The sequence below is a fragment of the Pseudoalteromonas sp. MB41 genome (genome assembly GCF_020966275.1).
In the GTDB taxonomy this organism is placed as follows: Bacteria; Pseudomonadota; Gammaproteobacteria; order Enterobacterales; family Alteromonadaceae; genus Pseudoalteromonas; species Pseudoalteromonas lipolytica.
The window spans coordinates 244,369-258,438 of record NZ_JAJJZF010000001.1; the positions used below are offsets into that span (position 1 = coordinate 244,369).

Annotated in this window: 15 protein-coding genes; 3 read left to right on the top strand and 12 right to left on the bottom strand. The window is 43.2% G+C overall.

Features of this window, described 5'->3' with window-relative positions; genetic code table 11:
- Positions 1–11: 11 nt before the first annotated feature.
- From rlmM to hemA, 12 genes are all read right to left on the bottom strand, one after another.
- Positions 12–1,097: a 23S rRNA (cytidine(2498)-2'-O)-methyltransferase RlmM gene (gene rlmM, locus LPA49_RS01085; protein WP_065979332.1), complete on the bottom strand. Its 1,086-nt coding sequence runs from the start codon at positions 1,095–1,097 to the stop codon at positions 12–14.
- 9 nt (positions 1,098–1,106) lie between these two features.
- Positions 1,107–1,475, bottom strand: coding sequence for a DUF423 domain-containing protein (locus LPA49_RS01090; RefSeq protein ID WP_036967443.1), 369 nt, complete (start codon positions 1,473–1,475; stop codon positions 1,107–1,109).
- On the bottom strand, positions 1,472–2,116 hold the full coding sequence (locus tag LPA49_RS01095; protein ID WP_036967440.1) for an alpha/beta family hydrolase: 645 nt from the start codon (positions 2,114–2,116) through the stop codon (positions 1,472–1,474). Before LPA49_RS01095 ends, LPA49_RS01090 begins: the two co-directional genes overlap by 4 nt.
- Before the next feature lies 1 nt (position 2,117).
- Positions 2,118–3,014, bottom strand: coding sequence for a transcriptional regulator GcvA (locus LPA49_RS01100; protein ID WP_036967434.1), 897 nt, complete (start codon positions 3,012–3,014; stop codon positions 2,118–2,120).
- A 113-nt stretch (positions 3,015–3,127) separates the two neighbouring features.
- Entirely contained in the window at positions 3,128–3,982 is an 855-nt protein-coding gene (gene kdsA / locus LPA49_RS01105; protein ID WP_036967432.1) for a 3-deoxy-8-phosphooctulonate synthase, read from the bottom strand.
- A gap of 10 nt (positions 3,983–3,992) precedes the next feature.
- Positions 3,993–5,246 (bottom strand): DUF819 domain-containing protein, encoded by a 1,254-nt coding sequence (locus LPA49_RS01110; protein WP_036967429.1) that lies wholly within the window; start codon positions 5,244–5,246, stop codon positions 3,993–3,995.
- 15 nt (positions 5,247–5,261) lie between these two features.
- Complete coding sequence (locus LPA49_RS01115) at positions 5,262–6,089, bottom strand: tetratricopeptide repeat protein (RefSeq protein WP_036967428.1); 828 nt, start codon at positions 6,087–6,089, stop codon at positions 5,262–5,264.
- Positions 6,090–6,217: 128 nt separating this feature from the next.
- The gene (locus tag LPA49_RS01120) at positions 6,218–6,592 is read right to left on the bottom strand and encodes a SirB2 family protein (protein WP_074989267.1); all 375 of its coding nucleotides are present in this window, start codon (positions 6,590–6,592) and stop codon (positions 6,218–6,220) included.
- A 21-nt stretch (positions 6,593–6,613) separates the two neighbouring features.
- Positions 6,614–8,152, bottom strand: a complete 1,539-nt coding sequence (locus tag LPA49_RS01125; protein ID WP_180310936.1) for a DUF3369 domain-containing protein — start codon at positions 8,150–8,152, stop codon at positions 6,614–6,616.
- Between the two features lie 45 nt (positions 8,153–8,197).
- A complete protein-coding gene (gene prmC, locus LPA49_RS01130) occupies positions 8,198–9,040 on the bottom strand; it encodes a peptide chain release factor N(5)-glutamine methyltransferase (RefSeq protein ID WP_036967419.1) in 843 nt (280 codons plus the stop codon).
- 2 nt (positions 9,041–9,042) lie between these two features.
- Positions 9,043–10,128: a peptide chain release factor 1 gene (gene prfA, locus LPA49_RS01135; protein ID WP_036967416.1), complete on the bottom strand. Its 1,086-nt coding sequence runs from the start codon at positions 10,126–10,128 to the stop codon at positions 9,043–9,045.
- 7 nt (positions 10,129–10,135) lie between these two features.
- The gene (gene hemA / locus LPA49_RS01140; RefSeq protein ID WP_036967413.1) at positions 10,136–11,392 is read right to left on the bottom strand and encodes a glutamyl-tRNA reductase; all 1,257 of its coding nucleotides are present in this window, start codon (positions 11,390–11,392) and stop codon (positions 10,136–10,138) included.
- An 83-nt stretch (positions 11,393–11,475) separates the two neighbouring features.
- Here hemA and lolB point away from each other — a divergent pair, with 83 nt between their 5' ends.
- The 3 genes from lolB to LPA49_RS01155 all read left to right on the top strand — a co-directional run bounded on the left by lolB (position 11,476) and on the right by LPA49_RS01155 (position 13,965).
- On the top strand, positions 11,476–12,063 hold the full coding sequence (lolB, locus tag LPA49_RS01145; RefSeq protein ID WP_074989264.1) for a lipoprotein insertase outer membrane protein LolB: 588 nt from the start codon (positions 11,476–11,478) through the stop codon (positions 12,061–12,063).
- A gap of 2 nt (positions 12,064–12,065) precedes the next feature.
- Positions 12,066–12,932, top strand: a complete 867-nt coding sequence (gene ispE / locus LPA49_RS01150; RefSeq protein WP_036967407.1) for a 4-(cytidine 5'-diphospho)-2-C-methyl-D-erythritol kinase — start codon at positions 12,066–12,068, stop codon at positions 12,930–12,932.
- 85 nt (positions 12,933–13,017) lie between these two features.
- Positions 13,018–13,965: a ribose-phosphate pyrophosphokinase gene (locus LPA49_RS01155; protein WP_036967404.1), complete on the top strand. Its 948-nt coding sequence runs from the start codon at positions 13,018–13,020 to the stop codon at positions 13,963–13,965.
- Positions 13,966–14,070: the final 105 nt, after the last annotated feature.

A 14,070-nucleotide genomic window follows, 5' to 3' on the forward strand; every position in this document is an offset into this window, starting at 1 on the left:
CTATCCTCTATTTAACTGTATAGGCTTTGCGGCACCTTTGTGACATTTAAATGAACCGTAACCTCTTCACGGTCATGGTATAAATGTTTTGCCTGAAGCTCATAACTAACGCCGTATTTTTCAAGCTCTTCCTTAATCATCTTTAAACATTCATAAACACTGTCGAAGCGTTTTTTCATTGGCAGTTTAAGATTAAAAATAAGCTCTTTTGCGTATGCATTCACGGCCCAATCAATCATAAGATTAGTAACTTTTGCTGGCTTTTCCACCATATCACATACTAACCAATGAATATTTCGCTTTTCAGGACGGTATTTAAAGCCATCAACACGGAAATGTTTTACTTGTCCGGTTTCCATTAAATCATCGTTCATTGGGCCGTTATCTATGGCACTAACAAACATACCACGACGAACCAATTGGTATGTCCAACCACCCGGACACGCCCCTAAATCAACGCCTCGCATTCCTGGCTGCAAACGGTCTTCGGCTTCATGAGGCGGAATAAACACATTAAACGCTTCATCAAGTTTAAGAGTTGAACGGCTTGGTGCGTCATTTGGCATACGCAGGCGTGGGATACCCATAAAAAATGGCGAGTTATTAAAAGTATACGAATACCCTACATACGCAGTGTCATTACTTAAAAAGAGTACATGCAGCACAGGCTTTTTATCAGCAAGTTCACGCGTAACCGTCGCGCGTTTTTCGAGGGCTTTTTTTAGCGGTGTCGAAATCTTTTTACAAAATTTAGACAACTCTTTACCTTCATTGGTATCTGGGGTTTCAACTCGTAGGTCACCACAGGATGGAAAATCAACGGTTGCATTCACAATCGCACTGACCCTGTCTTCAAGCGGCATATTATCGACTAAAGTACCGGTAAACCATTGGCGGGCAAAGACCATGTTTTTGAAATCTATTTTTTTTATGATTTCATCGCCATGGCTCGGATCAAAACATTCATAGACGACAATTCCAGTGTTCGGCTTCGTTTTTACATAGCCCGCAAACCCTTGTTCCGCAGCCTGAAAAGTGATTTCAGCGGCAGCGTCGCTTTCAAACCCACTGCGACAATAAATAACAACACTCGACATAGATAACCCTTAAAATTTATACCGTGCGGCTTGAACTAATAAAATAGTCCAACCAATAATAAAGCACACACCGCCTAGGGGTGTGATTGGACCAAGCCATTTCGCACCTGTTAATGCGAGTAAATATAGGCTGCCACTAAATAACAAAATACCGGCGATAAAAAAGCCACCAGCCCAACTTAAGTTCATTCCCCACTTAATTAAAATCGCGATGGCGATTAAGCCCAAGCCGTGCACCATTTGATATTCTGCAGCTGTTTTAAAAATACCTAATGCATAGTCCGATACGCGGCTTTTTAAACCATGCGCAGCAAACGCGCCTAGCACAACCGACAGCATGCAAAACAGACTCCCCGCGATTAAATAAAGTTTGATCATTGTGAATCTCCATCAATCAACTTAAGTATAAATTGGGCCGCAAGGTTCGCAGCGTGTTGTAAGTTATCGTCTTCAGTTAAACCACTTTTCTTACGCGGTTTTAATGAATGATCACCGTCTTTTAGCCAGCTAATTTCTGGCGGATTATTCATTTCAAGCTCGGCTAATTCTTGCTGATTACCAAAAGTATCTCGTTCACCTTGAAGTACTAAAAAGGGGCATGGCATATCGATGAAGTGATCGATACGAAGCTTATCGGGTTTTCCGGGAGGGTGAAACGGGTAGCCAAACGCAACAACACCAGCAACCTCTACAGCGTCCTCTTGTGTGCAAAGCATAGAAGCCATTCTACCGCCCATCGACTTTCCGCCAATAAATACAGGTAAATCTGGCTGACGATGCGCTAACACTTCAGCAAAATAAGCCAGCAGTTTAGGGGCACGATCTGGGGGCCTGCGTTTATTGGTCTGTTTTGCGATTTGCATATACTGAAAGTCAAATAACGCCACATCAATCTGATGCTGGCTAATTAACGTTGCCATATTTTGCATGAACGCTGAGTCACTTCCCGCCCCTGCGCCATGAGCAAATATAAACTGTGCACGGGCATCACCCGTTGCACTTTTAAACCACTGTAACATGTTAATACTCTTGTTCTTGTTCAACTAAGCTCAGCATCCAGTCTTTGAAAGAAACTATTTTCCCCAGTTCTGTTTGCGATTCGCGTATCACTAAATAATAGGCATTTTTACTTTCTAATGAGTGATTAAACGGAATCACTAAGCGCCCGGCATCAATATCGGGTTTTGCTAAGACACTATTCCCAATTGCCACGCCTTGACCATGCACTGCCGCTTGGAGCACCATTGATGAGTGACTAAAAATAGGACCTTGGTTTACTTGGACATTACGCACTCCGGCTGTTTTCATCCACGTTTTCCAATTTTTACGCGTTGTGTCATGCAACAGAGTATGGTTAGCCAAATCACTCGGCTGATTTAAAGGCTTAGGCCCTGTTAGAAGCATGGGACTGCATAACGGCACAAGGTATTCTGTGTGTAACTTGTAAGTTTGTACGCCACTCCAATGACCACGACCATAGTAAATGGCAATGTCTACATCATCAGACAATGAATTTTCGTCTTGATCTTGTGCTTTTATTCGCACATCGATTTCAGGGTGTAACTCATTAAATAAACTAAGCCTTGGCACCAACCATTGAATAGCAAAACTGGGCGTTAAACTAACCGTTAAAGACCCTTTTGCCCCGCGTGCTAATAACTTTTCAGTGGCATCAATCAGCTGAGTAAATATCTCTTTAATATCGAGAAAGTACCCTTGCCCTTCTTCCGTTAATAATAGCGAACGATTTTTACGAAGAAATAATTTAAGGCCTAAATGCTCTTCCAGCGTTTTAATTTGGTGGCTGACCGCGGCTTGTGTCACATACAGCTCTTCAGCTGCTTTGGTAAAACTCAAGTGACGCGCTGCAGCTTCGAACGCTTTTAGTGCATTTAAGGGAGGGACACGACGAGACATAAACACCAAGCTTAGAATTAGTTTTTCTTATGCGTCGATTATAGCGATACAAATAAAAAAAGGCGACCTTGGTCGCCTTTTTCGTCATTAAATACTCATTAATACTGAGTATTCTATAAATCGCTTGCGCTGGTGTCTAACGGTGCAAAGCTTTTAATTAAATCATCAACTGCTTTCATTTGTGTTAAATACCCTTCAAGCTTACTTAATGCAAGGGCGCAAGGGCCATCACATTTTGCTTCGTTAGGGTTAGGATGCGCCTCAATAAACAGACCCGCAATACCTAATGCCATACCACTGCGAGCAAGCTCTGCCGCTTGCGCACGACGACCATCAGCCGAATCAGCACGGCCACCCGGGCGTTGTAACGCATGCGTTGCATCAAAAATAACCGGAGCCATTGGCTTCATGTCATCCATACCGAGCATATCAACAACAAGGTTATTGTAACCAAAACTTGTACCACGCTCACACAGCGCCACATTATTGTTGCCTGCTTCATTAAATTTCTTAATGATATGACGCATTTCGTGCGGTGCTAAAAACTGTGGTTTTTTCACGTTAATAATTGCACCTGTTTTCGCCATCGCGACAACTAAATCAGTTTGGCGTGCTAAGAAAGCAGGTAATTGAATAACATCAACTACCTCTGCCACTGGCGCAGCTTGGTGTGGCTCATGCACGTCGGTGATGAGTGGCACGTTAAACGTTGTTTTAATTTCTTCGAAGATTCTTAACCCTTCTTCCATCCCCGGGCCACGATAAGAGTTAATTGATGAGCGATTTGCTTTATCAAATGACGCTTTAAAAACATACGGGATATTTAGCTTCGAGGTTACTTCGACATAGTGCTCAGCAATGCGCATTGCTAGGTCGCGAGACTCAAGCACGTTCATACCACCAAACAACACAAAGGGTTTGTCGTTTGCTAATTCAATCTCGTTGATTTTAATTAACTGGTTGTTCATTTTTTATTCCTTAAGGTGCAACAGCTTGCAGCATTAATCCACAAATATATGCCATATAGGTTCCGACACCATAGCCCAAAACTGCCAGTAAAACACCAACAGGGGCAAGTGATGGATGAAACGCTGAGGCAACTACGGGCGCTGATGCTGCCCCGCCTACATTCGCTTGAGACCCAACGGCCATATAAAATAAAGGCGCTTTAATTAATTTCGCTACAATCAGCATTAAGCTTGCGTGTGTCAACATCCAGATCACACCCAAAACAAAGTACATTGGCGAATCAAAAATAGCCGTAATATTCATGTGAAGACCAATTGATGCCACCAAAATATATAAGAAGCTTGAAGCCACTTTTGATGCACCAAATGCTTCGATATGACGTACTTTAGTAAACGATAAACTAATCCCGATTGTCGTCGAAATTACAATTAGCCAAAAGAACTTACTGTTTAAACTATATTCTTGTGCCCATGGGAAGTTAGCGCCAAAATACGGCCCTAAAAAGTCCGCACAAAAATGCGCCAAGCCCGTTATACCAAAGGCAATCGCAATAATGGTCATGTAATCATTAAGTGTTGGCATACGTGCATGTTCAGCATGATAGGCTTCAACACGCTCTTTAAGCTCTTCAATTGCACGGGTGTCTGCCCCGGTTTTGGCATCAATGGCTTTGTGATTAGCAGCCATCAGTAACAGTACAGCCATCCATAAGTTAGCCACAATGACATCAACCGTTACCATTGCCGAGAAAATATCCCCACCAACTTCAAACATTTCTTTCATTGAGGCCTGATTAGCGCCCCCACCTATCCAGCTACCTGCGATAGTTGTCATGCCGCGCCAAACCGCATCGGGGCCATGACCACCAACGGCTTCAGGGTAGACCGCGCTCATCACTAAAATCGCTAACGGACCCCCAATCACAATCCCCATGGTACCGGTTAAGAACATGATTAACGCTTTCGGACCAAGGTTTAAAATGGCTTTTAAATCAATGCTGATGGTTAACAGAATTAAACAAGCCGGTAATAAGTAGCGAGATGCTACAAAATAAACATTCGACGAGTGACCATCAACAATCCCAAAAGTATTTAATAACGAGGGTAAAAAGTAGCACAGCAGGAGTGCGGGTACATATTTATAAAATTTTCGGCATGCCGCATTATTACTATGTGAGGTTTTAAAGATAAACCCCAAAATAACGGCAAGCAAACCAAGTACGACTGCGTCATTGGTAATAAGCGCACTGTGGGCGTCAGTCATAAATGTTCCTTTAATTTAGTGGTGTGTATTATTGTTATCTTCGATTTCAGCAATTTGATGCTGAATAATCTCTATGGCCGGATCATCTGGGCATTCATTAATAAAATACTGCAAATCGTCACGGGCCATTTTAGGGCAATCTAATTGATTAAGCAGGTACCCTCGGTCACGGCGTTCATAGGGGTCATCACCGAGTAGTTCCATTAACATGTCAACGCAATGAAGGGCATGACCAAACTTGCTCTCGCTGATAAACGACCACTTTTGCTGTGCTAAATACAGCTTATAAAGCTCTTCTTCAAAAATTAGCTCAAGTGGTTCTTGTTCATCACCATTCTCTTCACAGGCATTTTCGGGGGTAATATACCAACTTTGCTGGCCCGTACTTGGCTCAATTAAATAGCCCTCTTCTTCGCTTATTGCGACATGAATATGAACTTCACCTTGACTTAAAGTCACTGTGGCATCAAATTCAGCGTGTTGTAATAAGTGACAAAGTAATATCGCCAGTGTGGTTTGTGTACCACTACGCATCGTAATGGTGTAGCTAAAGCTGTTTAACGTGTACTCAGGCACTTTTAGGCTTGAGGCACTGAACAACCATTGCTGATAAAAGGTATCAAGAAGTTTATCTAGACGCTCGTGTGGCTCTTTAAATTCAGTACAAAGTGCTGATACGGTATCTTCAAACTCATTTAATGTGTCATAACAAGCAGTTAAATCTACCTGTGTGTCCCACGTTAATTCAGCATCGATACAACGATAAAGCACGTTTGAAGAAAATGCGTCAAAGGCCTCATCTTGATAGGATTCATTGTGATCTTCAAACCAAGGGGTGGTCATTTATACTGCAACATCTCTTTCGAAAACGAGATGCTAGTTTACCTACTTTTAGCGTCAGTTGCCAATCTTGAAAAGAGAAAGTGAGCAGCGGTATAACGGTTAACAGTCGATATACCGCGTTTCAATGTTTACAGGATAAAAGCGTTCTTTGCAGAGGCGAGATAACCAATCGCAAGTAAAATGAAGGTTGTCACAACAAGTAAAATGACACGTGCCGATTGTGAGCTTTGTCTGGCTGCAACAATTCCTAAAGCGATATAGGCAATCACTAAAATAATTTTTTCAAGCAACCACGACTGCTCTAGCGGGTTAAACCCAGCCATTACAATCAATGCAACAGCAGAAACCAACAACAACGTGTCGATACTATGACTGCCAATAAAAACGATTTTATTCTTTGCTAATGTGGCTGTTTTTAACCGCGAAAAAGAGCGAACGTAAAATAAAATGATACTCAACACAGCGAGTAACATGTGAGTGTGTTTAACTGCTAAATAATCCATATGCCTCAATTCTAATTGTCATTAATCTGGGTAACGTACAAGTACGTCTTCTATTTCTTTAATGCGTTGATTAAACACATCTATTAACTTTGGATCAAACTGTTTTCCTTGCTGAGCGTTTATCTCTTTTACAACATCTTCAAGAGACCAAGGTTCTTTGTAACAACGCTTGTGTCGTAGTGCATCAAACACGTCGGCCAGTGCAACAATGCGTCCAGCAATCGGGATATCGTCCCCTTTTAAGCCTGCAGGATAGCCGGTGCCATCCCAACGCTCATGGTGAGATAACGCAATAACAGCTCCTGTGTTAACAATATCACGTGACGAGTCTTTTAATATTCGGTGCCCCTTTTCTGCATGCTGTTTCATGATTGCCCACTCTTCATCGCTTAGTGGCCCTGGTTTATTGAGAATAGCGTCAGGTATCCCAACCTTTCCAACATCATGAAGAGGAGCTGCATGTCGAATTAATTCAGCTTCGCGCTTAGGTAATCCATAGCCCACAGCCAATTCGTAGCAAATGTGCGACACACGTTTTACATGGTTTCCTGTTTCGGTAGAGCGTTGTTCAAGCGCTTCACTTAATCTAAACACCAGTTCTTGTTGAGTTGCTTCTATTTCAGCCTGAAGCTGAACGTTTTCATAAGCAAGTTGCACGTTTTGTGAAAATATCTCGATGAGGTGGCGCTGTGTATCGGATAAGTGCTTTGGAATACCCGAAATAAACAGCATAGAATTATGATTGTATTCACTGCTGCAATACGCAAATAGGTAGTTTTCACGGTAAACGATGGTTTTTTCTCTTAGCGCTTCCTGACAAGCTTGTAGCTGCTCTTCATTGAGCACCTCTTCAATCGCTTTGCCTTCGCTGCGTTCAAACTCACCTTTGCCTGAGAATACAACGAGCTTTTTCTGGTTATCGAGCGGGTTACTTGCCACCAGACTCGTAGCATACACGGCTTGCTCTACTGTACCGAGCAATGAGGTGAGTTGTTGCATCACCCCTTCAATAAAGTGCTCTAATGAATGAGTAGAAAAAATATCACGCGATGCTTTTATAATTTTTTCAAGGCCTTGGCGTGATTGCTCTATAGATAAGATATCGCGATACGAACGCAAACTCGACATCACCACTGTAAAGAGCTTTTGTGCTGTCAGCTCTGTCTTAGATTTGTAATCGTTAATATCATAATTAACGATTACTTGTCTTTCCGGTGCCTGACCGGGTTGGCCCGTACGAAGAATAATACGAATATGATTGTTCTTTGCAGTTTCACGAATATATTTTGCAACCCGCAGGCCAGCATCATCGGTTTCCATTACTACATCGAGTAATACGATGGCTGCATCTGGGTGCTGCTCTATTAATTGCTTTGCCTCTTCACCTGAGTAAGCACTAATAAATTCAAGACGTTTGTCTTGGAATTCAAAGTCACTGAGCGCAAGCTTTGTTACGGCATGTACTTCTGGTTCGTCATCAACGACGATGACTTTCCAACTACCCTGAACCACTTCTGATACATCATCAAGTGCTTCATCCGAAAACAAAAAATCATCCATTGTTTGGGACCCTCAAAGGCTATATGCGCACAGTGTTCTGTTATTTTATTTAGGCCATTGTGCTAACGTTACACGGTCATTACCGCCAAGATCTTTAACTGTAAGTATATGGCTATACGACATTTGTGCAAAAAATTCTTGAACTTTAACACTTTGTTGGTAGCCATGTTCAATTAAAAGATAGCCATTTGTTGCTAAATAGTCACGTGCCATTGTAATTATTTGCTTAATATCAGCCATGCCATCATCATCAGCCACCAAGGCTGACAAGGGCTCAAAACGCACGTCACCTTGGCTCAAATGTTCATCATCGTATTCAATGTACGGCGGGTTACTAACAATCAGATCAAACTTTTTATGGTTTACAGCGCTAAACCAATTACTTAAAGCAAAAGTGGCGTTGTTAATATTAAGTCGTTGTTGATTCTCGTTAGCAAGCGCAACGGCTTCGGGTACTCTATCAACCCCTAATACTTGCCAATTGGGCATTTCACTGGCCAGTGCAAGCGCAATTGCCCCCGTCCCGGTTCCTAAATCGAGCACGTTTGCAGCATGGGGTAATTCAAGCCCCAGTGCATACTCAACCAGCGTTTCCGTATCAGGACGAGGTATCAAAGTGGTGGCATTCACCTTTAGTGGCAAACTCCAGAATTCTCTAATGCCGGTGATATGCGCGACAGGTTCACCTTGCAAGCGACGCTGGCATGCATGATTAAACTCAGCTTCTTGCTGTTCCGTTAGGTGTTTTTCAGGCCAACTAAATAAGTAACTACGGGGTTTGTCGAGAATAGAAAGTAGCAGGACTTGCGCGTCTAGTTTCGCGCTGTCGCTGCTAGGCGTTAATAACGCCGTCGCAGCAATCAGTGCTTGTTCTATGCTTTGTGGCACGATTATTCATCGCCCATCGCAGCAAGTAAATCAGCTTGGTGTTCTTGCATTAGGGGCTCGATAACACAGCCTAAATCACCTGCAACAACTTCATTTAAACGATACAATGTTAAATTAATACGGTGATCAGTAATACGACCTTGCGGGTAATTATAAGTACGAATACGCTCTGAACGGTCACCACTGCCCACTAGATTACGACGCTCTGATGCTTCAGCCGCTTGGCGTTTTTCATCTTCGGCTTGTTGTAAACGTGCACCAAGTACCGACATCGCTTTCGCACGGTTTTTATGTTGTGAACGCTCATCCTGACACTCAACGACCACACCCGTTGGAAGGTGGGTAATACGAATTGCTGAGTCAGTTTTATTTACGTGCTGACCACCGGCACCCGACGCACGGAATGTATCGACTTTAATATCTGCAGGGTTAATTTCGATAGCCTCTGCCTCAGGCACTTCTGCCATAACCGCAACGGTACACGCCGAGGTATGAACACGGCCTTGCGACTCAGTTTCTGGTACACGTTGAACACGGTGCGCCCCTGATTCAAACTTAAGCTGGCCGTACACGCCTTCACCCGAAATATGTGCGATAACTTCTTTATAGCCACCGTGCTCACCTTCGTTGGTGCTCACTATTTCGACTTTCCACTTTTTCGTTTCTGCGTAGCGGCTGTACATGCGGAATAAATCGCCCGCAAAAATAGCGGCTTCATCGCCCCCCGTGCCTGCGCGCACTTCTAAAAAGACGTTGTTATTGTCTTTCGGATCTTTTGGTAGCATTAAGATCTGAATTTCATCTTCTAATGCAATAATTTGTGCTTTTGCTTCTTTATATTCTTCTTGCGCCATTTCGCGCATCTCAGGATCAGAGTCTTTTAGCATTTCTTCTGCTGCAGCGACATCATCTTGTGCTTGCTGGTACGCTAAAAACGCTTTAACAATTTCTTCTAATTCTGAATATTCTTTAGATAAGGCACGAAAGCGATTTTGATCGCTGATCACAGAGGGGTCGCTTAGCAGCGCTTGCACTTCCTCATAACGCTCGACTAAGGTTTCTAACTTTCTATAAACAGACTCTTTCATTTAACGGCTATTCCTGATCAATACCTAACATTTTCTTTAATTGACTTAACTCAGCGGCTTCACCATTTTTAGCCGCATCTTGAATAGCACGGGTAGGTGCGTGCATCAAGCGGTTGGTCAGTTTGTTTGCCAACTCGAGTATCACTTTTTCTGCGTCTTTGCCTGCTTGCAGCTGGCCAAGTGCTTTTTCGACAAGTTCTGATTTAATATCTTGTACATCATTTCGATACAGACGAATAATATCGACCGAATCGAGAGACCGCAGCCACATGACAAATTCATTGGTGCGCGCATCAATAATTATTTGCGCTTGCTGCGCCGCTTGTTCGCGCGCGGCGATATTCTCGCTCACTATCGCTTGTAAGTCATCTACTGAATACAAATAGGCCGCATCTAATTCGCCTACTTGGCTCTCAATATCCCGAGGGACAGCAATATCAATAAACAGCATGGGCTTGTGACGACGTTTTTTTAAAGCCTGCTCAACCACCCCTTTACCAATAATTGGCAAAGTACTCGCGGTAGAACTAATAACAATATCGGCATCGTGGAGACGCTCAGGTAGTTGCGCCAAAGCGATAACATCAGCGTCAACTTCGACAGCTAAACTTTTTGCACGCTCGATGGTGCGGTTTGCCACCGTGATTTTTTGCGGATCATTTTGGTATAAATGTTTAGCCACCAGTTCAATGGTCTCACCTGCCCCAATCAGCAATACGTTGGTTTTATCTAACTTACCATAAATATGCTTGGCTAAATTAACAGCAGCATAAGCCACGGATACCGCACTGGCACCAATGTCTGTCTCTGTGCGAACTTGCTTTGCTACCGAGAACGTTTTTTGAAACAAGCGGTCAAATGTCACACCAATGGCATCATGCGTTTTTGCATTATGGTAGGCTTGCTTTATTTGCCCCAAAATTTGTGGCTCACCCAATACCAAGGAATCAAGGCCGCACGACACACGCATTAAATGATTAATAGCCTGCTCGCCCTCATGATAATAGGTGTTACTGCTCAGTTCTTGTTCATCCAAACCATGGAAACTGGCTAACCAGTGCAACAGTGTTTGGGAATTACGCTCAGCAAGGCTACAATAGATTTCGGTTCGGTTGCAGGTCGAAACAATAACCGCTTCATTAAAATGCGCATGGCCACTTAATTGTTGTAACGCCTCAGACATTTGCTCAGGCGAAAACGCGACTTTTTCGCGTAATTCTACGGATGCGGTTTTGTGATTTATACCAAGTGCTACGATGGTCATATGTACCAAATATTGCTAAGCCCAGCTGTAAAGGCGTTAATTTTACCAAAAATCAGCGGAATATGGAAAGTAAGGAACGACATTTGATTAAACAATATTTGATTTTATTCATGTTTTTTTTATTTATCAGTGGTTGCGCCCAAAAAACATCAACGATTGACTACGTTTACCCTGATTGGAAAACCCGCCTTGATCACCATGCCAAGTGGCAAGTACAAGGAAAAATTGCCTTTATTAGTTCAGAGCAACGTCAATCAGCTAACGTCAATTGGCAACACGACGAGTTACACAGCGACATGATCTTAACCAGTTTTATCGGTACCCGTATTTTGTCGTTAAAACAAAATGCATATGGCGCTGAAATTGAATACGACGGTGATGTTTACACAGACCGCGATGCCTCCTTATTACTTTACCGGCTGACGGGTTTCACTATTCCGCTCAATAACGCGGCGACATGGCTCAAAGGGACCGCTGACAACGAACACACCCAATTTGACGAACTCAATCGCTTAACAAGTCTAATATGGCACGCTGAAAACGGCCAGCAATGGCAAATCACCTATTCTCATTATATAAAACAAGATGGCTATTGGCTTCCAACAAAGCTGAGCCTTAAAAACCCGCAAATTCGTATTAAAATTCAACTTAATGATTGGCAGTTTAATTAATCATGACAGAAACTTCGCACGCTCCACTCACCTTAATAGCACCCGCAAAACTAAATCTGTTTTTACATATTAATGGTCGTCGTGAGGATGGCTATCACGAACTCGAAACCCTGTTCACGTTTTTAAATTTTGGTGACGATTTAACGTTTTCACTCACCGATGACCGTAAAATTACCGTCACGGGTGACACACAAGGCATTCCTACTCACGACAACCTCATATATAAAGCCGCATTTTTATTGCAACAACATTGTCAGTGCCAGCAAGGTGTAAACATTCATTTAGTTAAGCGCTTGCCTATGGGCGGCGGTGTTGGTGGTGGCTCATCAGATGCGGCAACCACCTTACTGGCACTCAATAGATTATGGAACTGTAATCTGTCATTGGCTGAATTAGCACAGCTAGGAGTCACGCTTGGCGCTGATGTGCCCGTGTTTATTAATGGTCATACCGCAATTGCGCATGGCATTGGCGAGCAATTACATAATGTTGAATTAACCCCAGGTTGGTTCTGTGTTGTGCATCCTGGCGAGCATGTGAGTACGGCAGAAATCTTTACTCACCCTGATTTAAAACGCGACACAGCCAAGCTAAAAGCTGATTGGCAAACAGAAAATTTACGCAATGATTGCGAGCCTTTGGTCAAAAAGCTCTGCCCCGAGGTTGAAAAAGCCCTCCAGTGGTTGCTAAAATACGCTCCGTCAAAGATGACTGGCACGGGCGCTTGCTGCTTTGCTGAGTTTTCAACTCAGGCCGAGGCAGAACAAGTTTTAGCTCAGTTGCCAGAAAAGTGGACAGGTTTTGTAGCAACTAGTGCTACACTTTCTCCTGCTCATACAGCATTAAATGCTCACTTTGAAATGAAGTAACGTACAAGTAAATGTAAAAGTTAACCTGCTTTGGTGCCTACCAAAGCCTGTTAGTCCCAAAATTCAGTGCCTGAGGAACCCTACCGTGCCTGACATGAAGCTCTTCGCTGGTAACGCAACACCTGAGCTAGCTCAAAAAGTTGCAAAACGTTTGTATATTGAATTAGGCGATGCTGTTGTTGGCCGTTTTAGTGACGGTGAGATCAGTGTTCAAATTAATGAAAATGTTCGTGGCTCTGACGTTTTCATCGTTCAATCAACCTGTAACCCTACTAACGATAACCTAATGGAACTTATCGTTATGGTTGATGCCCTACGTCGTGCGTCTGCTGGACGTATTACTGCAGTAATCCCATACTTTGGTTACTCACGTCAAGATCGTCGCGTACGTTCTGCTCGTGTACCAATCACAGCTAAAGTCGTTGCAGATTTCCTATCAAGTGTAGGTGTTGACCGTGTTCTAACGGTTGATTTACACGCTGAACAAATTCAAGGTTTCTTCGATGTGCCGGTTGATAATGTATTCGGTAGCCCAGTGCTATTAGAAGACATGAAAGAACGCGACTTCGATGACGTTGTTGTTGTTTCACCCGATATCGGTGGTGTTGTTCGTGCTCGCGCAATCGCGAAGCTATTAAACGATACAGACCTTGCTATCATCGACAAGCGTCGTCCACAAGCTAACGTTTCACAAGTAATGCACATTATTGGTGACGTTGAAGGTCGCGACTGTATCATCGTAGATGACATGATCGACACAGGCGGGACACTGTGTAAAGCGGCAGCTGCACTTAAAGAACATGGTGCTAAGCGTGTATTTGCATACGCAACTCACCCTGTACTTTCTGGCAACGCAGCTGAAAACATCCGTGAATCGGTCATCGACGAAGTGATTGTTACTGACTCAATTCCACTGTCTGATGAGCTTAAAGCACTGGATAAAATCAAAGTGCTTACGCTTGCAGATATGCTTGCTGAAACAATTCGTCGTATCAGCAACGAAGAATCTATCTCAGCGATGTTTGAACACTAATAAACACGCAGTGATAGCCAAAAAGCACCGTCTAGGTGCTTTTTTTGTGGTCGTTATTTATTTTCCCTCAAAGTGGTGGTATGATAGCGCGCCTTTTGGCTGGGG

Bases quoted from the DNA above. Each gene is read 5' to 3' on its own strand.
- rlmM (WP_065979332.1), bottom strand. From the start codon at position 1,097: ATGTCGAGTGTTGTTATTTATTGTCGCAGTGGGTTTGAAAGCGACGCT.
- LPA49_RS01090 (WP_036967443.1), bottom strand. From the start codon at position 1,475: ATGATCAAACTTTATTTAATCGCGGGGAGTCTGTTTTGCATGCTGTCG.
- LPA49_RS01095 (WP_036967440.1), bottom strand. From the start codon at position 2,116: ATGTTACAGTGGTTTAAAAGTGCAACGGGTGATGCCCGTGCACAGTTT.
- LPA49_RS01100 (WP_036967434.1), bottom strand. From the start codon at position 3,014: ATGTCTCGTCGTGTCCCTCCCTTAAATGCACTAAAAGCGTTCGAAGCT.
- kdsA (WP_036967432.1), bottom strand. From the start codon at position 3,982: ATGAACAACCAGTTAATTAAAATCAACGAGATTGAATTAGCAAACGAC.
- LPA49_RS01110 (WP_036967429.1), bottom strand. From the start codon at position 5,246: ATGACTGACGCCCACAGTGCGCTTATTACCAATGACGCAGTCGTACTT.
- LPA49_RS01115 (WP_036967428.1), bottom strand. From the start codon at position 6,089: ATGACCACCCCTTGGTTTGAAGATCACAATGAATCCTATCAAGATGAG.
- LPA49_RS01120 (WP_074989267.1), bottom strand. From the start codon at position 6,592: ATGGATTATTTAGCAGTTAAACACACTCACATGTTACTCGCTGTGTTG.
- LPA49_RS01125 (WP_180310936.1), bottom strand. From the start codon at position 8,152: ATGGATGATTTTTTGTTTTCGGATGAAGCACTTGATGATGTATCAGAA.
- prfA (WP_036967416.1), bottom strand. From the start codon at position 10,128: ATGAAAGAGTCTGTTTATAGAAAGTTAGAAACCTTAGTCGAGCGTTAT.
- hemA (WP_036967413.1), bottom strand. From the start codon at position 11,392: ATGACCATCGTAGCACTTGGTATAAATCACAAAACCGCATCCGTAGAA.
- ispE (WP_036967407.1), top strand. From the start codon at position 12,066: ATGACAGAAACTTCGCACGCTCCACTCACCTTAATAGCACCCGCAAAA.